General features: G+C 70.0%; 16 protein-coding genes. 5 read left to right on the top strand and 11 right to left on the bottom strand.

The genetic code is table 11. The features are described 5' to 3' along the window. Positions 1-44: 44 nt before the first annotated feature. Genes hemN through Q0M60_RS04950 form a run of 4 tightly spaced genes read right to left on the bottom strand, consistent with a single transcriptional unit; the run spans position 45 to position 4,299 of the window. Positions 45-1,421: an oxygen-independent coproporphyrinogen III oxidase gene (gene hemN / locus Q0M60_RS04965; protein ID WP_296816710.1), complete on the bottom strand. Its 1,377-nt coding sequence runs from the start codon at positions 1,419-1,421 to the stop codon at positions 45-47. A gap of 4 nt (positions 1,422-1,425) precedes the next feature. After that, positions 1,426-1,539 carry a cytochrome bd-I oxidase subunit CydX gene (gene cydX / locus Q0M60_RS04960; protein WP_296816707.1) on the bottom strand — a complete coding sequence of 38 codons (114 nt, stop codon included), beginning with the start codon at positions 1,537-1,539 and terminating at the stop codon, positions 1,426-1,428. A gap of 17 nt (positions 1,540-1,556) precedes the next feature. Continuing rightward, positions 1,557-2,705, bottom strand: a complete 1,149-nt coding sequence (gene cydB / locus Q0M60_RS04955) for a cytochrome d ubiquinol oxidase subunit II (protein ID WP_296816705.1) — start codon at positions 2,703-2,705, stop codon at positions 1,557-1,559. Positions 2,706-2,724: 19 nt separating this feature from the next. Next, complete coding sequence (locus Q0M60_RS04950) at positions 2,725-4,299, bottom strand: cytochrome ubiquinol oxidase subunit I (RefSeq protein WP_296816758.1); 1,575 nt, start codon at positions 4,297-4,299, stop codon at positions 2,725-2,727. Between the two features lie 114 nt (positions 4,300-4,413). Here Q0M60_RS04950 and cydD point away from each other — a divergent pair, with 114 nt between their 5' ends. Beyond that, positions 4,414-6,024 carry a thiol reductant ABC exporter subunit CydD gene (gene cydD, locus Q0M60_RS04945; RefSeq protein ID WP_296816702.1) on the top strand — a complete coding sequence of 537 codons (1,611 nt, stop codon included), beginning with the start codon at positions 4,414-4,416 and terminating at the stop codon, positions 6,022-6,024. Further along, the gene (locus tag Q0M60_RS04940) at positions 6,021-7,640 is read left to right on the top strand and encodes an ATP-binding cassette domain-containing protein (protein WP_296816700.1); all 1,620 of its coding nucleotides are present in this window, start codon (positions 6,021-6,023) and stop codon (positions 7,638-7,640) included. Before cydD ends, Q0M60_RS04940 begins: the two co-directional genes overlap by 4 nt. On the opposite strand, the gene Q0M60_RS04935 is transcribed toward Q0M60_RS04940, so the two are convergent. The 7 genes from Q0M60_RS04935 to Q0M60_RS04905 are packed head-to-tail and all read right to left on the bottom strand — an operon-like array spanning position 7,637 to position 19,371. Beyond that, positions 7,637-8,083: a hypothetical protein gene (locus tag Q0M60_RS04935; RefSeq protein ID WP_296816697.1), complete on the bottom strand. Its 447-nt coding sequence runs from the start codon at positions 8,081-8,083 to the stop codon at positions 7,637-7,639. The genes Q0M60_RS04940 and Q0M60_RS04935 overlap by 4 nt on opposite strands. Next, a complete protein-coding gene (locus Q0M60_RS04930; RefSeq protein ID WP_296816694.1) occupies positions 8,083-10,782 on the bottom strand; it encodes a hypothetical protein in 2,700 nt (899 codons plus the stop codon). Before Q0M60_RS04930 ends, Q0M60_RS04935 begins: the two co-directional genes overlap by 1 nt. Then, a complete protein-coding gene (locus tag Q0M60_RS04925; RefSeq protein WP_296816691.1) occupies positions 10,775-13,495 on the bottom strand; it encodes a hypothetical protein in 2,721 nt (906 codons plus the stop codon). Before Q0M60_RS04925 ends, Q0M60_RS04930 begins: the two co-directional genes overlap by 8 nt. Next, positions 13,492-15,189 (bottom strand): hypothetical protein, encoded by a 1,698-nt coding sequence (locus Q0M60_RS04920; protein WP_296816688.1) that lies wholly within the window; start codon positions 15,187-15,189, stop codon positions 13,492-13,494. The genes Q0M60_RS04925 and Q0M60_RS04920 overlap by 4 nt, the downstream gene beginning before the upstream one ends. A gap of 17 nt (positions 15,190-15,206) precedes the next feature. After that, a complete protein-coding gene (locus tag Q0M60_RS04915) occupies positions 15,207-16,949 on the bottom strand; it encodes a hypothetical protein (RefSeq protein WP_296816685.1) in 1,743 nt (580 codons plus the stop codon). Further along, complete coding sequence (locus Q0M60_RS04910; protein WP_296816681.1) at positions 16,946-18,589, bottom strand: hypothetical protein; 1,644 nt, start codon at positions 18,587-18,589, stop codon at positions 16,946-16,948. Before Q0M60_RS04910 ends, Q0M60_RS04915 begins: the two co-directional genes overlap by 4 nt. Before the next feature lie 5 nt (positions 18,590-18,594). Then, complete coding sequence (locus Q0M60_RS04905) at positions 18,595-19,371, bottom strand: hypothetical protein (protein ID WP_296816679.1); 777 nt, start codon at positions 19,369-19,371, stop codon at positions 18,595-18,597. A 257-nt stretch (positions 19,372-19,628) separates the two neighbouring features. Here Q0M60_RS04905 and Q0M60_RS04900 point away from each other — a divergent pair, with 257 nt between their 5' ends. Genes Q0M60_RS04900 through Q0M60_RS04890 form a run of 3 tightly spaced genes read left to right on the top strand, consistent with a single transcriptional unit; the run spans position 19,629 to position 24,294 of the window. Beyond that, entirely contained in the window at positions 19,629-21,404 is a 1,776-nt protein-coding gene (locus Q0M60_RS04900; RefSeq protein ID WP_296816676.1) for an N-acetylglutaminylglutamine amidotransferase, read from the top strand. Positions 21,405-21,415: 11 nt separating this feature from the next. Next, positions 21,416-23,155 carry an N-acetylglutaminylglutamine synthetase gene (ngg, locus tag Q0M60_RS04895; protein WP_296816672.1) on the top strand — a complete coding sequence of 580 codons (1,740 nt, stop codon included), beginning with the start codon at positions 21,416-21,418 and terminating at the stop codon, positions 23,153-23,155. After that, positions 23,152-24,294, top strand: coding sequence for an osmoprotectant NAGGN system M42 family peptidase (locus tag Q0M60_RS04890; RefSeq protein WP_296816669.1), 1,143 nt, complete (start codon positions 23,152-23,154; stop codon positions 24,292-24,294). The genes ngg and Q0M60_RS04890 overlap by 4 nt, the downstream gene beginning before the upstream one ends.

The following is a 24,294-nucleotide window of genomic DNA, read 5'->3' as shown; positions in this document are numbered from 1 at the left end:
CGCCCTTGATCCATCTCAAAAGACCACAAGGAATTTAGGGCTGATCAGGATACGCGGGCGTGCCGGTTCGCGGCGGCGTCGAAATACGGATCGAAGGCGGCCGCGATCAGCCGGACGAAACGGCGTCCCGCCGGCGTGGCCTGAACCCGGCCATGATCCGAGGCGGCCAGGCCTTCGGCCTCGCAGACCGCAAGCCTCAGGAGATCCGGGCGCAGCATCTCGAGGCCAGCCCCATGCGACGCGCAGACGGCCAGGAGGTCGACCGCGAAGTCGCACATGAGTCGCTCGATGATCTCGGCGCGCAGGCGATCGCCTTGCGTAAGCTGGACGCCGCGCGCCACGGGCAGGCATTTCTCGGCCACGGTCGTACGCCACGCCAGTTCTGCGGTGTGATTCTGCCAATAGCCTTCGGCGGTGCGGCTGATAGACGAGGCTCCCAGCCCGATCAGGGCCTCCGATCCGTCGTCCGTATAGCCCTGGAAATTCCGATGAAGACGCCCGGCGCGGGCCGCGCGGGCGAGGCTGTCAGAGGGAAGGGCGAAATGGTCGATGCCGATCGCGGCGTAGCCCGCGTCCCAGAGCTTGTCCGCCGCCGCCTGGCTCTGCGCCAGACGCTGGGCCGTGTCGGGCAACCGTGTCTCGTCGATAAGACGCTGGTGCGGCTTCATCCACGGCACGTGGGCGTAGCCGAACAGGGCGATCCGGTCCGGCCGGAGGGTGAGGACCTGATCCAGGGTCCGCAAGACATCGCGCACGCCCTGCTCCGGCAGTCCGTACATCAGGTCGAGGTTTAGCGAACGAACACCAGCCGCGCGCAGCCAGCCAGCGGCGCGCTCGACGACCCCGAACGGCTCGATCCGATTGACGGCCTGCTGGACGACCGGAGACAGATCCTGAACGCCGAGGCTGGCGCGGGTGAGCCCGCGATCCGTGGCGGCCTGGACCCACGCCTCGGTCAGGGTGGCCGGATCGAGTTCAGCGGCGATCTCGTCCGCCGCGTCGAGGTCGAACGCCGAGCCCAAGAGATCGAAGAGCCGATTGAGATCCTCAGGCGACAGCATGTTGGGCGTGCCGCCGCCCAGGTGCAGGCAGGCGACCCTGAGTCGACGGCCCGCCGCCTCTGCAGTCATGCGCGCTTCGGCGCCGATCAGCTCGACATAGCTGGAGATGACTTCCCGACGGTTCACCGCCCGGGTGTTGCAGCCGCAGTACCAGCAGAGGCGCTTGCAGAAGGGCAGGTGCACATAGAGGGAAACCGGCTCGCCGTCTGGGAGGGCGGCGAGCCAGCGGCGGGCCTCGGCCTCCCCCACCGCCGGCGTGAACTGGGCGGCGGTGGGAAAGCTGGTGTAGCGCGGCGCGTTCCGGTCCAGCCTCGCCAGGTTTGCATCGGAGGCCGGAGCCGAGACGGGCTGGGCGGTCACGTCGTCAGTCCGCGCCGTCCACGCCCTCGTCGGTCATGTGGAACTCGTGCCACAGGCCGTTGAGGATACCGAAGCCGACGGCCACGCCGAGGCCGAGAATCCAGGTGAAGTACCACATCGTCTTGAACTCCTCGGTCAGTAGAGGTCGGGGTTGGTGCGCACCGCGGCGACCGTCGAACGGCCCCAGAGCACGCGATAGACCCAGGCCGTGTAGGCCAACACGATGGGCAGGAAGATGATCGTGCAGACCAGCATGATGAACAGGGTCAGGTGGCTGGACGACGCGTTCCAGACCGTCAGGCTGGACTGCGGATCGACCGAGCTGGGCAGGATGAAGGGGAACATCGACAGGCCCACTGTCGAGATGATCCCGAGCGCCGACACCGACGATCCGGTGAGGGCAAGGGGCTCGGATTTGAGCCGCAGACCCAGGAGCGCGGCGAGCGCGCCCACGAAGCCCAGGACCGGGGCGGCGATCATCCAGGGATAGGCGCCATAGTTGTCCATCCACGCTCCGGGCGCGGCCGCGACGGTGGTGCGCAAGGGGTTGGAAGCCCCGCCCATGTCCGCGGCGCCCTCGATGCGGAAGCCGAGGTCGCCAAAGGCCACGAACAGTCCCCCCACCGCGAACAGCACCACGCTGAGGAGCGCCGCGACGATGCCGATCCGACGTGCGCGGTCCTGGATCGGACCGCGCTCGACCTTCACTCCGAGCCAGGCGGCGCCGTGAAGCACCAGCATGGTCACCGACAGCAGGCCGCAAACCAGGCTGAAGGGCGTGAACAGGCCCAGCAGCGATCCCTCGTAGGTCGAGCGCAGGGTGTCATCGAGCCGGAAGGGAGCGCCGATCAGGACGTTGCCGACGGCGACGCCGAACACCAGGGCCGGCACGAAGCCACCGACGAACAGCGCCCAGTCCCAGAAGGACCGCCAGCGCGGATCATCCCGCTTGGACCGGTACTTGAAGGCGACCGGCCTGAGGATCAGCGCCGACAGCACCAGAAACATGGCCAGATAGAAGCCGGAGAAGCTGACGGCGTAGACGAAGGGCCAGGCCGCGAAGATCGCGCCGCCGCCCAGGATGAACCACACCTGGTTGCCTTCCCACGTCGGGCCGACGGTGTTGATGACCGCCCGCCGCTCTTCATCGGTCTTGCCGACGAAGGGAAGGAGAGCGCCGACGCCAAGGTCGAAGCCGTCCGTCAGGGCGAAACCGATCAGGAGGATGCCGAGCAGGGCCCACCAGATCAGCCTGAGGGTTCCGTAGTCGAGAGGGAGTTCCATCGTTGGATGTCCTTGTTGCTCAGGCGACGGCCGGTTGCGGAGCTTGCGGCGTCTCGGCCACGGGAGGCTCAAGCACGTCGGGAATGGCGCCGGGGCCCTTCTTGATGGTCTTGAGGATGAGGCCGACCTCGACGACGGCCAGGGCGCCGTAGAAGACGGTGAAGCCGATGATCGTGGCCCACAGCTGGGGTACGGTCAGGCTGGAGGCGCCCAGGAAGGTCGGGAGCACCCCGTCCACGGCCCAGGGCTGACGGCCGACCTCGGCGACGACCCAGCCGAGTTCCGCCGCGATCCAGGGCAGCGGGATGGCCAGGACGGCCAGCCGCAGGAACCACTTCGTCTCGTGCTTGCGCAGCGTGGCCAGGACGAAGGCCGTGGCGAACAGCCCGATCATCAGGAAGCCGATCCCGGCCATGATGCGGAAGGTCCAGAACATCACTGGTACGTTCGGCACGGTGCTCCAGGCGGCCAGCTCGATCTGTTCGGGAGTCGCCTGGCGCGGATCGGCGACGTACTGCTGCAGAAGCAGGCCATAACCGAGGTCGTTGCGCCGCTCCTCGAAGGCCGCGCGGGCCGCGGTGTCCGCCGGATCGGCCTTGACCCGCTCGAGGGCGTCATAGGCGAGCACCCCGGACTCGATCCGGTCCTGGGCCACTGCGACCAGCTCGAGAATGCCCTGCACCTCGCCATCGAGGCTGCGCGTTGCGATCAGGCCCAGCACATAGGGAATGCGGATCTCGTAGTCGGTGCGGCGCTCTTCGAGGCTCGGGAAGCCGATAGCCGTCAGGCCGGCGGGCGCTTCTTCGGTCTCCCACATGGCCTCGATGGCTGCGAGCTTCATCTGCTGGTTGTCGGTCAGCGCGTATCCGCTCTCGTCGCCTAGCACGACGACCGACAGGGAGGACGCCAGGCCGAAGGCGGCCGCGACTGTCATCGAGCGTTTGGCGAAGGCCTTGTGGCGGCCCTTCAGCAGATAGAAGGCCGAGACGCCGAGCACGAAGGCCGCGGCGATCACGTAGCCGGCCGAGACGGTGTGAACGAACTTGGCCTGAGCGACCGGATTGAACAGCACCGCGGCGAAGTCGGTCACCTCCATCCGCATCGTGTCCGGATTGAAGGCCGAGCCGACCGGGTTCTGCATCCAGCCGTTGGCGATCAGGATCCACAGCGCCGACAGGTTGGTGCCCAACGCCACCAGGAAAGTCACCGCCAGGTGGCCCACCTTGGACAGCTTGTCCCAGCCGAAGAACATCAGTCCGACGAAGGTCGCCTCCAGGAAGAAGGCCATCAGGCCCTCGATCGCCAGGGGCGCTCCGAAAATGTCTCCGACGTAGTGGCTGTAATAGCTCCAGTTCATCCCGAACTGGAATTCCATGGTGATGCCGGTCGCGACGCCGAGCACGAAGTTGATGCCGAACAGCGTCCCCCAGAAACGGGTGATGGTTCGCCAGATCGGCCGGCGGGTCATCACATAGATCGACTCCATGATGACCAGCATGAAACTGAGCCCCAACGTCAGGGGCACGAAGAGGAAGTGATAGAGCGCTGTCAGCGCGAACTGCAGGCGCGAGAGGTCTACGACCGCCAGGTCGATCATGGGGAGGCTCCGTTCGGTCGGATACCGACTGCGCCTCCGCTAGGGCGGCCGACGCCTGGCCGCTTTGATTTCGATCAAGGTTGCGGCCGTGGCGTCTGGCAAGAGCGCAGCATGTCGCTTGCTCCTCCTGATCCCGACGCCGCCCGCGCATGGCTGCGCGAGGCGTCTCGCCCGCACCGGCGGCGTCTGGCCCTGGTCGCCGCCGTGGCCGTGGCGGACGTCTTGCCGGCCATCGCCCTGGCAGCGGGCCTCGCCCTCGGCGTGTCGGCGCTAGCCGGAGGGGATGCGGCAGGCGTGGCGCTCGGTGCGGCGCTGGCCCTCGCCGGTTTCCTGGGGCGGGGCCTGCTTCAACCGGTCGCGCTCGGCCTTGGCGCTCAGGCTGCGGCCGGGGCAAAGAACCACCTGCGGACCGGGCTGATCTCCGCCCTGGTGTCATCGGGGCAGGCCGGCGCGGCGAATGTCACCCAGGCGATCGAGGGCGTCGAGGCGCTCGACGGCTACTGGTCCCGCTATGCGGCCGCGCGCGCGGCGGCGAGCGCGAGCCCCTTGATCGTCATCGCCACGGTCGCCTTGGCGAGCCCGGTCGCCGCTGGAATCCTCGCCGCGACCTTGATCCCCTTTGTGGCCGGGATGGCGCTCGCCGGAACGGCCGCCGCCGCAGAGAGCCGTCGCCAGTTCGAGGCCATGGAACGCCTGTCGGGCCTGTTCCTCGACCGCATCCGCGCCCTGCCCGCGATTCTCTCGTTTCAGGCCGAAGAGCGCACCGTCCACGAAGTGGCCACGGCCTCGCACGAGCTAGCGGTGCGCACGCAGAAGGTCCTGCGGATCGCCTTCCTGTCATCGGGCGTCCTGGAGTTCTTCTCGGCGCTGTCCGTGGCTCTGGTCGCCGTCTATTGCGGCTTCAACCTGCTGCGCCTGCTTCCCTTCCCGGCGCCGGAGCAGCTCGATCTGGCTCGCGCCTTCTTCGCGCTGGCGCTGGCGCCGGAGGTGTATGCGCCGATCCGACGGCTGGCCGCCGCCTACCATGACCGGCAGGCCGCCGAGGCCGCCGCGCCGTCGCTGGGAGCCGGACGCGAAGAGGCCGTCGACCGGCCACGCGCCGCGGCCCTGCGCTATCCTCCGTCGATCGCCTTCGCCCAAGCCCGGGTCGTCTACGGCGGTCGCCCCGTGCTCGACGGCTTCGATCTGACTTTGCGGCCCGGCGAGACGGTGGCCCTGGTCGGCGCCAGCGGCTCGGGCAAGACCACGATCCTGAAGCTGTTGCTCGGCCTGGCGCCGCTGACGGGCGGCCGCATCGACATCGACGGTTGCGACCTCGTCCGGTTCGGCGACCTTTCGGCCTCCATAGGCTGGGCGGGGCAGGACCCGGTCGTCATGGCCGGCACGCTCGCGGAGAACATCGACCTCGGGCGGACCGGCGCGAGCCGGGACGCGATCGCGGCCGCCGCGGCTACGGCAGGCCTGGCCCTTGACCTGGACCGGCGGTTGGACGAGCGCGGTGGAGGCCTGTCGGGCGGCGAGCGGCGGCGCCTCGGCCTGGCGCGCGCGCTCCTCAAGGACGCGCCGATCTTCCTGTTGGACGAGCCGACCGCCAACCTCGACGCGGAGTCCGAGGCCGCCTTGCTGCCCGCTCTGAGACGCGCCTGCCAAGGCAGAACCTGCCTGATCGCCACCCACTCGGCGGCCTTGGCCGCCATCGCCGACAGGCAGGTGCGGCTATGAAGGGGCAGGGCGTCGCCGACCTGATCCAGGCCCAGGTTCGGGCGCAACGGGCGACGCTGCTGCTGTCGTCCCTCACCGCCGCCGCGGTTTCGATGGCGGCGGCGGCCCTCCTCGGCGTCTCGGGCTGGTTTCTCACTGGCGCAGCCCTGGCGGGGCTTGCCGGCCCCGCTGCTGCGCAGGCGTTCAACTATCTTGTGCCCAGCGCGGTCATCCGGCTGCTGGCCATACTGCGCACGGGACTGCGCTATGTGGAACGGGTCAGCGGCCACCAGGCCGCGCTCGACGCCTTGGCTGAACTGCGCCCCGAACTCTTCCGCCGGACTGCGGCGAAGGCGCCCGAACAGCTGCTCGCCGCGGCGAGCGGCGAGGTCTCTTCCCGGCTGGTCCAGGACGTGGACACAGTCCAGTCTGCTTTCGTGCGTCGATCCGCGCCCTGGGCGGCGGTCGGAGGCATGGCCGCAGGCGTCGCCCTGGCGTCGGTGGCCGGGTGGCCGTCCGCCCTGATCACCCTGAGCGCCGTCCTCGCCAGCCTGCTGCTGGCGCGCTTCCTCGGTCGGAGACTGGCCGATGCGGCCGGACGGGAATCCCAGGAGGCCCTGGGCCGGCTCAAGTCCCAGGTCTCGGCGCTGGAACAAGCCGCGCCGGAACTTCGCGCCTACGGGGCGGCCGGCTGGGCCCAGGGACGAGTGGCGTCACGTGCGGCCGAGCTCGACGCGGCCCGGCTTCGGCTCGCTCGCGCGGCCGGCTGGATCGCCTTCGCCCAGCTCGGGGTGGCCGGCATCGCCGTCGCGGTCATCCTGAGCGTGTCGCCTGGATCAGATCCGGCAGCCACGACCCTGGCGGTCCTCGCCGCCATCGCCGCTGTCGAGGGCGCGGGCGCCTATGCCGAGGCGGCGCGCCAGGCCGGAACCGTGACTGCGGCCGTCGAACGCCTTGACAGCCTTGGCGGCGCGCCTGACGAAATTGGCCGGAACCTCCCCTCCGGGCACGGGCTCGAACTGAACGGCCGCGCCGTCCTAGCCTCCGGCCATCGACTGGCCATCGTCGGCCCATCGGCCTGCGGCAAGACGAGCCTCATCGAGCGCCTGATGGCGCTGCGGGCGGCCCGGGCCGGCGAATGGCGTGCCGGCGGGTCCGACATCGTGGACCTGTCGCCACAATCGCTTCGGCCGTTCTTCGCCTATGCCGCCCAGGAGCCACGCTTCATTGGGGGCACGGTGCGGGAGAACCTCTGCCTGGCCGCGCCGCCCGCCGCCGATTCCGATCTGTGGCGCGCGCTTCAGGACGCTGGACTGGCGGAGCGGTTCCGGGCGGCGCAGGGGCTCGAGACCCGACTTGCGGACAACGCCCGGGAGCTCTCCGGTGGCGAGCGCCGGCGGCTCGCCCTGGCCCGCGCCTATCTCAAGCCCGCGCCCTGGCTCGTCCTGGACGAACCGACCGAGGGCCTGGACGAAGTCATCGCGAACAAAGTGATCGACAATCTGGAGCGCCGCCTCGCCGCGACGGGCCAAGGACTGATCCTCATCACCCACCGCAAGGATGCGCTCCGGCTGGTCGCCGATGTCGTCCGGATGGGGCCGGCCGTCGTCGAGCCGGCGGAGCAGGTTGTCTGCTAGCCACCCGATTCGCTGCCGCTCGGGCAGGTGCCGTCAGGCGCGCGCAGGATCAATGGCGCCCAGCGCGCATGGTCGCCGGATGACACGCAGCGTTCGCTGAGATCGCACAGGTCGCGAGGCAGTCCGTGACTGGCGCAGATGTCCTGGATGGTGGAACCCTCCCCCGCGACAGGAGTTCGCGCGACGATGACGGAGCCGCCCGAGGCGGTCTCGACCGGCTCGGGCTCTCGCGGGACACCGGTCACCAGTCCGAGCCCGACCGCGCCCAGCACTGCGAGCGCCAGCACAATCCTTGGCCAGAACCTCAGCAGCGCCGGAGCCCGTCGGGGCGGCCGCACATCCGGCGCAGGCGCGGGCTCCTTCCAGGCGGGCGCGTCGCGCGATCCTGGAAAGACCGGGGCGTTCGGATCCGGGCGGCCGCTGAGGTTCCAGTCGTCCGACATCAGCGCCTCCGCCCGTCGGCGAGCCGGTCTCGCAGGCCACGGCTGACGATCCGCGCGGCCAGGTTCGCCGCATCATTCGACCCCCGGCTCTCATGCTGCAGATTGACCACCACCACATAGGCCCGCAGCGGCCGTGCCCGGCCATCATAGGCGCGGCCGTCGTCGCCCAGCGCCAGCCCCTCGCGACCGTAGGCCGCCACGACCAGGGCGATGACCTTGCCGGTGGGGGTGTCCGGATCGCCCGTGTCGCCGATGATCTCCGCACGGGACGCCACGCGCACCAGCAGCGGCGCCTGCTCGCCCTGCCGGATCAGGAAGGGCGTCCCGCCCTCGGCCATCTGCCCTGCATAGCGCTCCAGGGTCCGGATGACTCCGGCGGGGGTGACCCCCGCCACGTCCCGCAGGCTCTCGCGCGCCACCGCGTCACGGCTGAGAAGCCCGAGCGCCCGCTCGCGATCCGCGCGGCTCATCCCGGGCCGTATCTCGATGCGGCTACCGGACTGTGCGCCCAGCTGGAGCGCGCCGCGTGCCGACACCCTGAGGCGGTCTCGGCGGATCAGCATGTTGATGGCGCGGTCCACGGGCCGATAGCGGCGGCTGACCACCACCGGCGTCCCGGTCTTGGCGAAGGCGCCCAACACCTGTCCCTGGGCGGCCAAGGCTTCCTGAAGAGCCGCGAGGCTCCCCGGCAGCTCGGTGGACGCGGCGGTCCCGGCGGGCACAAGCGTGAGGGCGTGAGTGATGCGGCGCCTGACCTCGGCGTTCAGTCCCAGCGGCCCGGAGGTCGACGATGTCCCGTGGAAGGAGGCGCTGACGCGCACGCCGGTCACCAAGCGGGCGTAGGCCTCGGCCAGCTTCACCGCCGACCAGACTCCGTCGCCGTTGCCCAGCGCCGACGGCACGACCTGGCTGCGGAAGTCCCGGGCTCCGATCAGGCCCAGCGCCTCGGGTTGGGGCGTGGAGGCGACAAAGCGGCAGGCGTCGACGCCGTCGTACTGGCTCACCAGCCGCGCCCAGGGAGACGGCTGGCCGCCGCCGTCTTCCGAGGCGCACCGGCTGACGCCTCCACTCGCGGACCGGAGGCCGGCGTCGATATCGAACAGGTCCTCGAGCGTATCGGCCCAACGCATCTGGCGGTCGTGGCCGGTCGGCGCCGCCTGGCAGCGCCCGTCACGTCCCAGACGTTCGAACACCGACTTGGGGCGCGAGGTGAGAGTCTCGCCCCCCAGCCTGTAGACCTGCCCCGGCGCGAGCGGACAGCGCTGCCCCCCCGTGTCGGGAGATCCGAGCAGCAGGAGCGAGGCGGCGTAAAGGTTGTCGGAGTCCCGCAGGAAGGCGTCGAAGCCGATCCAGTCGGGACTTAGGTGGTTGGAGATCGGCGACGACAGGGGCAGTCCGAGCAGATTATCGGCCTCCTGCTGGCCCTGAATCTCGAGGCCTAGCAAGGACGGGCTCCGGTGCAGGATGGCGGCGGCCATCAAGGGCTTGGCCGCCGATCCGACCGGCAGGAGCTGCAGGTTCTGATTCACCGCCCGGGCCCGGCCGAGGACGTCATCCTGATCGATCCAGGGACGACCCTGGGCGCCGCCTCGCGGCGCGCTGGCCATGGCCAATACCTCGCCGGTGAGGGCGTCCATGATGGTGATGGCGCCGGTTCCCTCGTCTGTCCCACCGGCCTGGCCTGAGAGGTGTTCGTCGAGCACCGACTGGGCGAGCTGCTGGAGGTCGCGGTCGAGCGTGGTGACGATGTCCGCCGACGGCGGGCCTGCGGAGAAGGCGCTGATGACGTCGCGTTCGACGGCCTGGCTCCACTGGGCGATCTCGGACGCGTGATAACGCCCGCCCGCCGCTCCCGGCGCCGAGACGACGCCGTCGTCCACCCTGCCCCCGCCGCGCACAAGCACGAGGCGCCGGCCGCTCTCCGACCGGACGCTCAGCCGCTCGCCCTCGGCCAGAACCTCGAAGCGGGCGCCTTGGCCCAGCTGCGTCGGCCCCACGTCGACGACACAGGCCCCGAGGTCATCGGCGAACACGCCGACCTGATCGCCGATGCGCCGGATGCGCAGGCTCGGCCGCTCGGAGGGGCCGTCGCAGAACACATCCACGGCGCGGCCTGCGATCTCGTGCGCTCCAGCGGACCGCGAAAGGTCGAGCGTGCGGATGTCTGGATCGCCCGTGCCGATCGGCGCCGAAGAGGGGGTGAGACGCAGCCGGGGCGTGCCCGAGCCTCCCTCAAGCACGATCACGTCCTGGACGGGCGCCTCCGCGGCCTCGCGATAGCGCAACGCGCCTCGCCAGGCGCGACGCTCGACCGGAAAGGGCGGCGGGGTGAAATGCAGGAAGGGCGTGACGCCGGTCACCACCCCGTTGTCGATCTCCCACAGGCCGGGATCGTTGCGCCGAATGTCCTGTAGCAGGAACGACGCCAGGGCGTATTCCAGGTACCGGGTGTCGGGGTCGGCATAGACCGCCGGGGCGAGGTCCACGATCGGCGCGCCGTCCCCCGCGCGTTCGTTGAAGACGAGCCGGCGCGGCGCGATGAAATGAACCCGGACGAACCGCGAATAGGCGTCCTCCTCCTGCGACGCCGCCAGCCCCCGGCCTGCAGACCCGCCGGTGAGCACCGGCAGCAGAAGAAGCAGGAGCAACCCCGCCGCCGCCATCAGGGCCCTTGCAGCGCCGTTCCGCAGCTCAGTCATGGGCGGGCTCCCGGACTGAGCAAAGTGTCGCCAGCAGCAGGGCGGCGAGCATCAGGCCCTCGATAAGGTCCGCCATGGACCAGGGCGCGAGGAAATAGACGTTCCGACCCGTGAACGGCGCTGCGAGGAGGTTGGCCAGCACGATGTAGGTCGAGACGGTCGCCAGCGTCAGGCCGGCCAGCGCCCCCAACCACGCGGATGGCCGCGCGGCGGCCTGACTGGCCGCCCAGCAGCCGGCCAAGGCCAAGGCTCCGGGCACGAGCAGGAAGGCCGCGGCCCCGAGCCTTCCGAACGGAGACACCAGGTGCACCGCGGCCGCGTTATCGGTCAGGTGGAAGGCGCGCAGCACGGTGACTTCGGGAAGGTTGAAATACCCCCGGCCTAGGAAGGTGTCGCCGTAGGACCGCAGATGGGTGAGGGTGTCCTGAAGCCCCTCGGAGCTTCGCGTCCCGACCTGCGCCAGGCGATCTGGATCAAAGGCGGCCAGAAGCCGCAGGTTCTGGTCGGACTGGGCCACCGCCGCCTCCAGGTCGATCTCCGCCTGGGCGCGGGTGTCGAGGACGGGCTGCAGATTGGCCGCCAGGATCAGGGCCGCGACGGCGCCCGCCGGCGCGATCCACAGGGCGCGGGGACGCCAGGCGATGAGGGCCATGCCCACAGCCAGCGCCACGACGATGACATACGCCAGGCCGAACGGCCGGCCGAGCGCGAACACGAGCGCTCCGACCACGGCGACGCCCGCGCCAAGCGCCCAGGCGCCGTCGAGGCCGAACGACCTGAGCGATTGCGCGCCGGCGGCTGTGACGATGACGGCCGCAGCGATCACCGGCAGGGCGTGCACCGAAAAACCGACGTCGCGGGCGATGTAGCTGGCCGCCCCGACGCCGAGCGCAAGCGCCGCCGCGAGCGTCAGACCCGCCAGGACCGGCGACCAGTCCCTCCGGAACGGCGGCCATTCGGGCGGATTCCGCCAGTGTCCGTCCCAGGCACGCCAGCCGCGCGCGATCAGGGGCGCGAAGATCAGCAGCGTGGCGGGCACGAAGAACAGGCTGAGCGCGAGGCGGAACGGGCCGATCGGCAAGCTTTCCTGCCAGCCGGCGAAAGTCAGGGCGGCGCGCAGTCCGAGCAGGATGACCGCACCGACCATGGCCACCGCCAAGGGTCGGTCGGCGGTGAACACGTCGAACTTTGTCACCAGAGGACGAAGGAAGTCCCAGGCGATCCAGATTCCGCCGCCGACCAGCAACAGGACCGCGACGACGATGGTCTCTTGCAGCGGCGCGCCCATGGCGCGACCGGCCCACAGACAGGCCAGGGTGATGACAGCCATGGCGGCGGCGCCCGGCCAAAGAGCTCTCCGGCTCGGATGGGCGGCGAGCAGCACGAAGGCGCCGAGCGGAAGGGCGACCAGCGCGGCCGGAACCGCCTGTTGCGCCTTCGACGCGGCATCGACGAAGGCGCCTTCGACGGCGACCAGAAGGCGCATCGCGAGCAGGAACTCGACCGCGGCGAATGCAATCCCCGCCAAGGGGTCCTCGACCCTCAGCCGCCAGCTGACGCAAAGGAATGCGACCAGGCTCAGGCCGGCCAGCCACCACAGGGCCGGATAGAGGCCCGAACGGAAATCGAGCGGCTGCAGGCCCAGCCCGACCTGCCGGTCGCCGCCGATCACGATCCCGCCGGCGAAGGACTCGTCCCCGCCGCCGCCCCGGTGAAGCACGGACGCCTCGCGGCTTGTGCGCGCCGCATCGATCGAGACCCCCGCGAGATCGGCCTCGAAATTCTGACCCAGCAGACTGAACCCCACCACGCGCTCATTGGCGCGGGCCGGACGGACCGCCTCCCCGCCGGACGCGAAACGCAAAGTCGGCCGTTCGCCGGTGTCGCCCGCGAGATCTAGTGTGACGGTCTGGGGCGTCTCGGGCGCGATCGCCAGCCGACCGTCCGCGATGGCGAGATCGAACGAACGCCTGAGCGACAGCCGGCCCGCCCGGCCTTGGGCCGCGCCGAGCGGAGCCTGGCCCGCGTCGGCCTCGAAGACGTCGAGCCGCAGGCGCTCGCCCGCGGCTAGGCGGACGGTCGCTGCGGCCCCGGCGCGATAAAGACGCCCCTCCGCGTCTGTGAAGGCGAAGCCATCGGCGTCTGCGGACTGTGCGGCGCCCGGCCCAGTGATCGGAGTGGCGGCGTCGAAATAGGCGCGGGACGGCCGCGTCTCCTCCAGCACTTGCGCCGCCTGCCCGCAGGCGGCGAGGCAGGCCTGATCGCCCGCCGCCGGGCTCGCGCCGAGCCAGGTCGCCTCCCCGCCTTGCGACACGCGAAAGAGCGCGCGGCTTCCCGGACCCGTCTGGCGCAGCAGGCGCAGGGCCACACCATCGTCGGTCGCTTCGAGGGCCAGGGCCGTCGGCGGCAGGACGCCGCGCCCCAGCCGTGCCGCGCCGGGCGGCGCAATGACGATGTCATCGACGGCCGGGTCTCCGCCCAGGGTGTAGATACGGCCCGGATCCAGCTCGAGGGACATCGAGCCGAGCGCCACGCGCAGCTGACCATGCGGCCCATCCACGGCGTTGGGCGCCGCGATGCGTCCCGCAATGAGAAGGGCGATCGTGAGCAGCGAGGTCCAGACCGGGGCCCAGCGACGCCATCCTCGAGACTGAAGGCCGGACGCCGCCAGGACGAGCGACAGGCCGACGCAGAGGATCAGCAGCAGCATCATGGCCTGCCGGACGCGCTTTCCGTGCCGTGCGCCATGCGATCCGAGTGGTGCCGCGCACCGAAGGTGCGGCGATAGCCGGCCGCCACCTGCAGATGAAGCCAGAAGGCGAGCCCGGTTACGGCCAGCCAGAACAGGCCCCATCCGGCCACCCACAGCGGCGGGCGGTCGTTGTAATAGCCTATCCGCGCAAGCGGCCGTTCCCAGAACCAGGGGAAGCCGTCGCTGTCGACGAGGGCCAGCAGCGGACGCGCCTCGGCCAGGCCGTTACGGCGGCGGGTTGTCTCGGCGCGCTCCAGCAGGGCGTCGGCAAGCCGTCCGGACACCTCACTGCGCCAGGTCTCAAGGAAATCCCGTGTCTCGGGACCCAGGTTGGCGATGGTCGAACCGTCGCTGCGGAAGGCGCGAAACTGACCGGTTTCCAGGAGTTGCCGTTCGCGCCTGACCCAGAGCCAGAGATCAAGGATCTCCCGGTCCTCCGCGCCCAGCGAAACCGCCGGGAACCAGGACGCCTCGTCACGCGCCCGGATGCGCGACTCGAACATCTCGCGCGTCGGGGAGGACGCGCCGAGCGGCCACGGGTCCCCCTCCGCGTAGATCGGTCTCGGCGACACGACGGCCAGGCCCGCGATACGCGCCCAGGTTTCCGACGGTGGGTCTTCCGGATCCGCTTCCTCGTCGCCCTGCCGGGCCTTCAGGGTCTGGTACAGCCGGGCGACCGTCTCGAAGTCGCCTTGCGCGGCAGCCGCTGCGGCCAGATTGGCCGCCAGCTCCGGATAGGCCAGCACATAGCCTGGCGACGACGCCAGCGCCGGATCGGCGTCCTCATAGGCGTCGGACCCCTGCCCCTCCCGCATCCGCGCAAACAGACGGGCGTTATGGATGTGGGCCGTGCTGAAATCGAAGAGGTCGCAGTTCGGACCATCCTGGCAGGCGGCGAGATTGACGAAGGGGCCCAGCTGCCGGTGCGACTTCGCGCGCGTCGCCGCCTCCAGCGCGCTTGCGAACTCGGCGTCGGCGCGGCGGAGGTCGTCGTCCGAGGCCACCAGCGCCAAGCCCAGGCCATAGTGTGTCACCGCCTGGTATTGAGCGAGCCGCCGCTCAACCAAAGGCTCGCGTTCTGGCGCCGATTCCGCATAGGCGGCGTATTCGGCGAGCGCCCGCTCGAAGGCCTGGGCCGCTGATCCGGGATTTGGACCGCACAGGTCGACCAGCCCCTGATGGTAGAGGAACAGGCCGCGGTCCTGGCTGGAGCCATTCGCTAGCTCGCCCATCGCCGCCTGCGCGTCGGCGATCTCGGCCGGGACGCTGTCGGCGTCGCCCTGAATCCAGGCCGCACACGCGGGCGCCGCGGTCCGAAGCGCCTGGGTCGCCCTGATGAAGGGGGCGCGCAGCTCGTCGCGCATGCCGAAAACCTGGCCGCTGGCGATCGGCGGCGCGGCCTGGGCCGGCGGAAAGGCCGGCGCGAGAGGATCGCGCAGGAGCGGCAGGCTGCGCAGCATCTCGAGTTCCGACCGCGTGGGCGCCCTCAGTTCGGCGCGTTCCGCCGCGCCCAGTGTGACCGAGTGGCGCGCGGCGTTCGCCGTAGGAAAGGCCACCGGCCAGAAGTGGACGCCGGCGACCAGAAGTCCGACCGCCGTCCAGAGCACGATCGCGCTGCGGCGGTTGGTCAGCAACCTGAGGAGCAGGGCGCGCATCCGGTCCATCGCGCGCCTCAGTTCCGACGCCAGGCCCGCGCATAGGCGGGATCAAACAACCGCCTGACCGCCATGGCGATGGTTGGCGTCTCCAGCGCGCGCAGCAGCCAGGGCCTGCGGCAGTGATCGATGGCGGGCAGGAGCCAGTCGCGAAGGAGACTGCCGACGCCCGCGCTTTCGCGCTCCTCGTGGAAGACCCGAGTGAAGGTGTCGTTGCGCTGGGCGGTCAGGAAGTCGGCGGTGAAGGCGGCGAAGCGGCGCGACAGGTGCGCGAAGTAGCGACCGCCCAGCCCGTATTCCAGCATGGTCAGGGCCGGATCACGGTCGAAGGTGTTGAGCTGGGACGGCGGCACGCGCCGCAGCAGTTCGTCGGCGCGTGACAGCAGGAGCGCGCCGGGAATCGGCAGGCGGCCGGCCTCGGAGCGACGCTCCATGATCTGGGAAAAGCTGAGCGCCCCTACGGTCTCGACCGCCTCGGCCGCCGCCTGGGCGCGGGCCTCGTCCGTGGCCGCGCCGCGGCGACCTGGGCTGCGAAGCCGGCGGGCCACCTCCTTGCGCAACAGGCTGATGGCGATGGTCATCGGCTCGAGGCTGTCGATGAACCGGTCCATGTCCTCCTTGCGCTCGCGGCGGAGCTCCCGTTCCGAGCGAGGGTCGTCGTCGCCGTGCTCGACGTAGAGCTTGGGCTGGAGCACGTGGAAGGCCGGCGCGACGAACAGGATCGCGTCGGCGAAGGCGAAGATCGTGTAGACGCGCCGGAAGAAGTCGTCCGATCCGCCGACGAACCCCTTCTGCATCAGCGGCCGAAACCAGTCCCCAGGGATGTCGTAGAGGTCGAAATCCCGAGGCGAACCTTTGGTCCCGTAGTGGAATTGGTAGAGCAGGACGTCCTTGGTCCGGCCTACGACACGGGCGTCTTCGCTGACGAACCCCTCGAAGGCCGTGCAGGTGTAGTCGCGCTGCAGGATCGTCTTCAGCCGACGGGCGAGGAAACTCTTGCCCGTTGTCGCCAGGCCCACGATCAGGATCACCTTGCGGCCGTTGCGGCGCGCCGACAGGCAGCGCCGGACGATGTCGCTGGGATCGACGACGGTGGCAGGCGTGTCGTCGGCCTCTTCCTCGTCCTCGATCTCGGGATCGTCAGAGATCTCGCGCTTGAGGGGTTCGGTCGTTTCGAAGCGGTGGGTCGAGGGGCCCGGCTCAGCCTCGGGTTCGTCGGTCTCGATCAGAGGCACGAACTCGGTCTCCGCCTCTTCGAGCGGGGCGGGTTCCGCTGGAGCGGACGGGCGGGACCGGGAGCGCTTCGGGGCCGGCGGCGCAGGCGGGGCGCCGGCAGGGTCGAGTTCGGGCAGCACCGCGGGGGACAGGTGCCGCATGACGTTGAGCGAACTGGCCAGCTGGCGAACGTCGCGGGCCGGCAGGCCGGCGGAACGGACCAGGGGAAGGACGTCGCGAACATAGGCGGTCAGGAGTTCGGCGGCGGCCTCCGGGCTGCGTTCGCGCAGGTCCTCGGCGGCGGTGGCCACGACCGCGAACAGGACGTCTGCCGCCGCGGCGGCTTGCGCGCTTGAGACATCCGGGCCGAGCTGCCTATGCGCTTCCAGGCCCAGCGCCTCGAACCGCATGGTCTCCACCAGTTCGGGACGCAGGCGATCGTACACGGCCGCGACCCGGGCGTCGTCGCGCGTCGGCGGAGGCGCGACGACCGCCGATTTGGCTGAGCCCCGGGTCGATCCTGTGCGACGCGGACCCCGGCTCATGACCGGGCCTCGGCGGACTGGAGCAGTTCGCGACCGCGCCGATGGAGTTGCAGCAGCACGGTGGCCTCGCGGGCGAGCGCGGAAGCGTCCCGGCGACGCCAGGCCCGCTCGGCGGCTCCTCGGGCGCGTCTCCTGCACACGGCGGCGAACACCTCGCGGCGGTCCTGGGCGCGAGCGGCGCTCACGATCGGTAGCGCGTCGCGGACATCTACGGCCGCGGCCTGGGCCACCACCTCCAAGGCGGCGTCGCGATGATCCGGCGCCCGCCAGGCGAGTCCGGCGAGGCGCGCCAGCGCCTGTCTCAGCCGGCCGGGCTCGACGTCGGTCGAGCGAAGCGTCACGTCGATGAACGCGGTCCAGTCGACCTCGCGAGGCGGGGCGCCGGCGAGCGCGGTCAGGAAGGGTGCAAGGAGGTCCGGCTGGGCCGAGGGCGCGACCAGATAAACCGGGGTCAGGGCCGCGATGGCGTCTTTGGACAGGGCGTGAAGCGCGCCGTGTTCCACGGCGAGGCGTGCCGGCGTGTAGGCTGGATCAGCCTCCAGCCGGCTCGCGCGCAGACGCGGAAGGACGTTCTCGACATAGAGGCGGATCAGCTCAGCGCCGGTCCTCGCCGGGACAGACGCCACCGCGCCTTCGAGCAAACGAGGCAGGGCCAGCCGCAGCACCGACGGGGCGTTTGGCTTGAGCGCATAGTCGAAGAACCTCGAGAGCGCCGAAGTCTGGCCCAGCTCAAGCGAAGGCCGCAGGGACTGCAGCATTCCCCGGACCACTTCGGCCACGTCCGCCTCGGTTGCGGCCTTGACCTTGCCCGCGGGCACGACGCCCGTCCGGTATTCGCGCAGGCTGTGCCAGGCGACCGTCGGTTCGGAGAGCCCCTCGCCGTTGGCGGTCGCTCCGATGGGAATGGCCTCTGGCCCCAGCGGGTCGCGTCCGGCCTTGCCAAGTAGAAGGTCAAAGTCCCGGCGGGGAGGCCCCGAACCCTCGCTGGCGAGGCCGCTCCAGGTGCAATAGCTGACGTCCGCCCGCCATCGGCCGACCCGCTCCCACAGGCCGAATAGCGCCCCCTCCGGCGAAAGCGGCGAGAGGTACGCCTCGCCGGGCGCCTCGACCGCGATCTGCGATCGATTGAACCTCTCCTGATCCGGCCACATCCGGTACGCGGCGCGGTCGAACGCCTCGACGTAGTCGGTGAGGGCCTCGGCGCTCGATTCCGCGGGAGCCAGCCGGCAAAGGCGCGCCGGAAGCCGGTCGCCGGTCTCCGGGAGATGCGCCGACGGGAAGGCCGTCTGCAGGAGGCGGTGCGTGGCCCAGTCAATGGCGTCCAGGTCCTCCACCGAGAGGATCGCCGCCCAGGCCACAATGACCGCGCCCATCGAGCCGCGCCCCAGATGGCTGATGCGGATCAAACCCCAGTGGGCGGCCCCTCCGTCCGGCCGGTAGTCCAGAGGGACGAACACGAAATAGGGCGCCGAGCGGCGTCTCTCGGCGCGCCAGGCCATGTAGAAGACCTTTTCGATCGCCGCGCGCGCCTCCTCGGACAGTCCGCCGTCATCCGGCTCGGCCAGCAGGCGAACGTCCGCCCCGTTGGCGAGGGTGCCGTAGGCGGCGTGACGAACCGTGACGGAGGAAGGCGCGGCCATATCGGTCAGGGCGCGGCCATCAGAATGCAGGAGGGGTCGAGTCCCGGCTCGGCGCCCTCCGCCTCAGTCGTCGCCTCGGCGCACCGGGCGCGGGCGATGACGTCGGCGACCGCCGCCCTGCCCGCAGGATCGTCCAGGAGATCTTCGGACCGTTCGGCCCAGCTGGGGCAGTCCTCTTCCGCGCCGATCTCGCCGCAGAGTGTGCGACGCGCGGCCAGCCTCTCCTCGGCCGGCCAGGTTTCGACCGTCTGCACCACGTCGCTCCAGGCGGTCTCAGGATCGAGCGACTGCGTCTGCACGGGCGGCGGCTGTCCTTCGGCCGCCGGCGCCGGCCGGAAGAGCGTGTAGGCGCTGACCGCGATCAGCAGGACCAGGAACACCACACAGAGTGCCCACGGCAGCATGTCGGGCCTGCCCAGCCAGGGCATCGCCGGCCCCGGGCCTCGCGGGTCCGGCGCCACGGCGAAGCCGGGTCCGTCGGACGCTTGCTCCGGGACAAGGTTCCGACCGCGGGGCTCCCCGTCGGCTGCGCCCGCATCGTCGCGCCGCATCGCGCCCGAGCGGGCCTGGCGGGCTTCCCGGAGCAGGGCCTCGAGAAGCTGCCGGTCCTGGGCCGCGAGGGTGACGGTCAGGCTCCTGCGCGAAACCTCCGACGCCAGCTCCTTGCCGAGTTGGCCCACGATGCGATCGGATTCGCCGGTCTTCAGCAGCTCGAGCACGAAATGGCCGAGCTCACGCCTGAGCTCTTCCATCTCCTCGTCGAAGGCGTCGGCTCCTGGCATCGGCAGCCCCCCGGTCGGGCCGCCTGACACGCCGGTCGACGCGCCGCTCCCCCCCGCCGACTTCTGCAAAGCTCAAGAGGCGAGTCAACTGCGCGGAACGCCCTGCCGCGAACTCAATCCGCGCCGCGGGCGCCCAAAACAACTTTTCTGCGCCGCGAATCCCCTAGACTTTCAGAACATTTGTCAAGTTTCTGAATTTGATCATTTTTCTAAGCAAGTTTGCGGAACCGACCTCGAGGCGCCACGTTTACGGGATCGTGTGTGGAATAGCAGGTGAGGTGCGGTTCGACGGCCAGGCCGTCGATCCAGGGGTGGTTGCGCGTATCACGGATGCGCTCTCCAGACGTGGGCCGGACTCGTCCGGACAGGTGGTCAGGGGGCGCATCGGGTTCGGCCACAGACGGCTCCGGATCATCGATCTGTCGCCCAGGTCCGAACAACCGATGGTCGACGCAGACCTCGGCCTGACGCTCGTCTTCAACGGCTGCATCTACAACTATCCCGAGCTGCGCGCCGAGCTGGAAGCCAAGGGCTACCGCTTCTTCTCGCACGGCGACACCGAGGTCATCCTCAAGGCGTGGCACGCCTGGGGCGTCGACTGCGTCGACCGCCTGAAGGGCATGTTCGCCTTTGTCCTGCATGAGCGGGACACCGACCGGGTCGTGATGGCCAGGGATCGCTTCGGCATCAAGCCGCTCTATCTGTCCGAGGCGCCGGGGCGGCTGAGGTTCGCCTCATCGCTGCCGGCGCTGCTGCGCGGCGGCGATGTCGACACCACAATCGATCCGGTCGCCCTGCACAGCTACATGACCTTCCATGCGGTCGTGCCGGCCCCCCGCACCATCCTGAAGGGCGTGAGCAAGTTCCCCGCCGCCACCATCCGGGTGATCGAGCCGGACGGGACGTCCACGGACCGACGCTACTGGAACCCGCCGTACGACCGCGCCCCCTCCGAGGCCGGCCTGTCGGCGCAAGAGTGGCGTGACCGCGTGCTCGAAAGCCTGCGCGAAGCGGTGCGTCGGCGCATGGTGTCGGACGTGCCGGTCGGCGTCCTGCTGTCCGGCGGTGTCGATTCCAGCGTCATCGTCGGCCTGTTGGCCGAGATGGGCCAGAAGGACCTGATGACCTTCTCGGTTGGTTTCGAGTCCGCCAACGGCGAGGAGGGCGACGAGTTCGTTTATTCTGACCTCATCGCGCGTCACTTCGGCACGGACCACCACAAGATCTTCGTGCGGTCGGACCGGCTGATGGAGGCGCTGCCCGGCACCTTCGCGGCCATGAGCGAGCCGATGGTCTCCTACGACAACGTCGGCTTCTACCTGCTGTCGCAGGAGGTCTCGCAGCACATCAAGGTGGTCCAGTCCGGCCAGGGCGCGGACGAGGTGTTCGGCGGCTATCACTGGTACCCGCCGCTGGTCGGGTCGGACGATCCCCTGGCGGCCTATTCCCGGGCTTTCTTTGACCGCGATCACCTGACCCTGCGCGATCAGCTGGCGGACGACTGGGTGATCGACGCCGACGTCAGCCGGGCATTCGTCGAAGAGCATTTCGCCCAGCCGGGGGCGAGCGATCCCGTCGACAAGGCGCTGAGGCTCGACTCCCAGGTCATGCTGGTCGAGGACCCGGTCAAGCGCGTCGACAACATGACCATGGCCTGGGGCCTGGAGGCGCGCGTGCCCTTTCTGGACCACGACCTGGTCGAACTCGCCGCCCGCACCCCGCCCGAGCACAAGCTGCGCGATGGGGGCAAGGGCGTGCTCAAGGACGCCGCGCGGCTGGTGATCCCGCACGAGGTGATCGACCGGAAGAAGGGCTACTTCCCCGTGCCGGCGCTGAAATACATCCAGGGGCCGTACTTCGACATGGTGCGCGACGCCCTGTCGTCGCAGGCGGCGAGGGAACGCGGACTGTTCCGCCAGGACTATCTGGACCGGCTCTTCGCCGATCCCACCGGACACATCACGCCCCTGAGGGGTTCAGAGCTTTGGCAGGTCGCGGCGCTCGAGCTGTGGCTGCAGACCCACGGCGTCTGAGGGAGGCCGACATGATGAGCACCGACACGCCCGCGCGGGCGCAAGAGCCGTTGGGCAGGGCTTGCGGCGCGACGCCCCGGACGAACGTCGTGTTCGAGTGCGGCTGGGGCAGGCTGCTGTTTGGCCAGACCTTCTCCCGCCCCGGCGACCTGATCGAGGCTCTGCGGGCCGAGGCGCCCGATTGCCGGGACATCGCCCTCTATGTGGCCGACCCGCACGTGCTGGTGGCGCTGGCTCCGCAGGAGCTGTTCCTGGACCCGTCCCACACCTTCCGGTTGGACCTCGACAGCTACCGCCCCGACGACCGCCCCTTGTCCGGCTTCGAGGTCCGCGCGCTCGCCTCGCCGGACGAGGCCGAGGCCATGGTCAGGGTCTGGGCGGCGCGCCAGATGGTCCCGGCGCCGGCCGACTTCGTCTGGGAGCACCGCGACGACGCCTCGCTGACCTATCTGCTGGCCATTGACGGCGAAGGGCGGGTGCTGGGGGTCGTCATGGGCGTGGACCACTGCCAGGCCTTCGGCGATCCGGAAAACGGTTCGTCGCTGTGGTGCCTGGCGGTCGATCCACAGGCCAGCCAGCCCGGGATCGGCGAGGCGCTGGTCCGGGGTCTGGCCGAGCACTATCGCGATCGGGGCCGTTCGTGGATGGATCTGTCGGTGATCCACGACAACGTCCAGGCCATCGCCCTCTACGAGAAGCTCGGCTTCGATCGCGAGCCTGTCTTCGCCATCAAGCGGAAGAATCCGATCAACGAGCGCCTCTTCACGGGGCCCGCCGACGATGAGGGCCTCAACCCCTATGCTCGGATCATCGTCAACGAGGCGCGTCGGCGCGGCATCTTCGCTGAGGTCACCGATGCGGAAGGCGGCTTCTTCCGCCTGACCCACGGCGGCCGGTCGGTGCATTGTCGCGAAAGTCTCTCGGAACTGACGTCGGGCGTTGCGGTCTCAATCTGCGATGACAAGGCGGTCACCCGGCGCATGGTCCAGCGCGCCGGCGTGCGTGTGCCCGAGCAGATCACGGCCGGCGACCCGGAGCAACTGGCCGCCTTCGTCGCGCGGCACGGGTCGGTGGTGGTCAAGCCGGCTCGCGGCGAGCAGGGCCGTGGCGTCGCCGTGGGCCTGGACACCCTCGAGGAGGTCGAGGAGGCCGTCGCCTACGCCCGGCGGTTCTCGGATCGTGTGCTGGTGGAGGAGCAGGTCACGGGCGAGGACCTGAGGCTGATCGTGATCGACTATCAGCTGGTCGCCGCCGCGGTGCGCCGCCCGGCGCGTGTCATCGGGGACGGCGTGACCGCCATCCGAGGCCTGATCGAACACCAGAGCCGGCGGCGTCAGGCGGCGACCGGCGGCGAATCCTCGATTCCGCTCGACGCCGAAACCGAGCGCTGCGTGGCCCGCGCCGGCTACAGCCTCGACGACGTGGCGCCGGAGGGGGTCGAGATCGCGGTCCGCAAGGCCGCCAACCTGCACACGGGCGGGACGATCCACGACGTCACCGCCGACGTTCATCCCGTGCTGGTCGAAGCCGCCGTGACCGCCGCGCGCGCCATCGAGATACCGGTGACCGGCATCGACTTCATGGTGACCTCGCCGTCCGAGCCGGACTACGCCTTCATCGAGGCGAACGAGCGCCCGGGGCTGGCCAACCATGAACCCCAGCCCACCGCCGAGCGTTTCGTCGATCTGCTGTTTCCGATGACGGTGCCTCCGGCCCTGAGGTCGCCGGGCCGGCTGGAGGTCGGCGCATGACCAAGCTGGACATCGACGTCGACTATCTATCCGGCGAGCTCAAGCGGCTGCTCAGTGTCGACAGCCCCTCGGGCTATACCGACGAGGTGGTCTGGCTGGCTTGCCGGGAGATCGACCGGCTGGGCTACGGCTTCGAGCTGACCCGCCGCGGGGCGATACGGGCGGTCCTGCGCGGCGAAAAGCGGCGACCGGCCCGGTCGATCGTCGCCCACCTCGACACCTTGGGCGCCCAGGTGAAGTCGCTCAAGCCCAACGGCCGTCTGGAGGTCGTCCCCATCGGGCACTGGTCGTCGCGCTTCGCGGAGGGCGCGCGCTGCACTGTATATTCCGACGCCGGCAGCTATCGCGGCACGATCCTTCCGCTCAAGGCTTCGGGCCACACCTTCAACGAGGAGGTCGATACCCAGCCGACTGGCTGGCCCTACGTCGAACTCAGGATCGACGCCCTGGCCGAGACGGCCGACGACCTCGGTGCCCTGGGCATAGCCATCGGCGACATCATCGGGATCGACCCGCAGCCGGAGTTTCTCGAGAACGGCTTCGTGGTGTCGCGGCATCTCGACAACAAGGCGGGCGTGGCCTGCTTGCTGGCGGCGATGGAGGCCATGTCGCGCGCCGGACTCAAACCCGAAGTCGACACCTACTTCCTTTTCACCGTGAATGAAGAGGTCGGCGTGGGTGCATCATCGGTGATGACGCCAGACATCGCTTCGCTGGTCAGCATCGACAACGGAACCACCGCGCCGGGCCAGAACTCGCGCGAGTTCGGAGTCACCGTCAGCATGGCCGACCAGACGGGGCCGTTCGACTGGCACCTGACACGCAAGCTCGTGCGCCTCTGCCAGGACAACGACATCGCCTTCCAGAAGGACGTGTTCCGCTACTACCGCTCCGACGCGGCCTCCGCGATCGAGGCCGGGGCGGACATCCGCACGGCCTTGATCACCTTCGGCATCGACGCCTCGCACGGCTACGAGCGTATCCACCTGCACGCCTTGAGGTCGGTGGCCGAGTTGGTGACCGCCTATGTGGCGAGCCCCATCGAAATCCCGCGCGACGCCGAGCGCATCGGAGGCCTGGGCGGATTCACCCACCAGCCGCACGAGCCAGCCGAGCAGGACGCCAGCGCCCTGGAGTGA

It is taken from the genome of Brevundimonas sp., from assembly GCF_024711105.1.
Taxonomy (GTDB): domain Bacteria; phylum Pseudomonadota; class Alphaproteobacteria; order Caulobacterales; family Caulobacteraceae; genus Brevundimonas.
The sequence above is the reverse complement of the archived record's forward strand: the minus strand, read 5'-3'. Positions and strand labels throughout refer to the sequence as shown.

What these genes read in the sequence shown, in the direction of transcription:
- cydD (WP_296816702.1), top strand. Translation starts at nt 4,414, where the DNA reads ATGTCGCTTGCTCCTCCTGATCCCGACGCCGCCCGCGCATGGCTGCGC.
- cydX (WP_296816707.1), bottom strand. Translation starts at nt 1,539, where the DNA reads ATGTGGTACTTCACCTGGATTCTCGGCCTCGGCGTGGCCGTCGGCTTC.
- Q0M60_RS04890 (WP_296816669.1), top strand. Translation starts at nt 23,152, where the DNA reads ATGACCAAGCTGGACATCGACGTCGACTATCTATCCGGCGAGCTCAAG.
- Q0M60_RS04905 (WP_296816679.1), bottom strand. Translation starts at nt 19,371, where the DNA reads ATGCCAGGAGCCGACGCCTTCGACGAGGAGATGGAAGAGCTCAGGCGT.
- Q0M60_RS04935 (WP_296816697.1), bottom strand. Translation starts at nt 8,083, where the DNA reads ATGTCGGACGACTGGAACCTCAGCGGCCGCCCGGATCCGAACGCCCCG.
- cydB (WP_296816705.1), bottom strand. Translation starts at nt 2,705, where the DNA reads ATGGAACTCCCTCTCGACTACGGAACCCTCAGGCTGATCTGGTGGGCC.
- Q0M60_RS04915 (WP_296816685.1), bottom strand. Translation starts at nt 16,949, where the DNA reads ATGAGCCGGGGTCCGCGTCGCACAGGATCGACCCGGGGCTCAGCCAAA.
- Q0M60_RS04930 (WP_296816694.1), bottom strand. Translation starts at nt 10,782, where the DNA reads ATGACTGAGCTGCGGAACGGCGCTGCAAGGGCCCTGATGGCGGCGGCG.
- Q0M60_RS04940 (WP_296816700.1), top strand. Translation starts at nt 6,021, where the DNA reads ATGAAGGGGCAGGGCGTCGCCGACCTGATCCAGGCCCAGGTTCGGGCG.
- Q0M60_RS04925 (WP_296816691.1), bottom strand. Translation starts at nt 13,495, where the DNA reads ATGATGCTGCTGCTGATCCTCTGCGTCGGCCTGTCGCTCGTCCTGGCG.
- Q0M60_RS04910 (WP_296816681.1), bottom strand. Translation starts at nt 18,589, where the DNA reads ATGGCCGCGCCTTCCTCCGTCACGGTTCGTCACGCCGCCTACGGCACC.
- Q0M60_RS04920 (WP_296816688.1), bottom strand. Translation starts at nt 15,189, where the DNA reads ATGCGCGCCCTGCTCCTCAGGTTGCTGACCAACCGCCGCAGCGCGATC.
- ngg (WP_296816672.1), top strand. Translation starts at nt 21,416, where the DNA reads ATGATGAGCACCGACACGCCCGCGCGGGCGCAAGAGCCGTTGGGCAGG.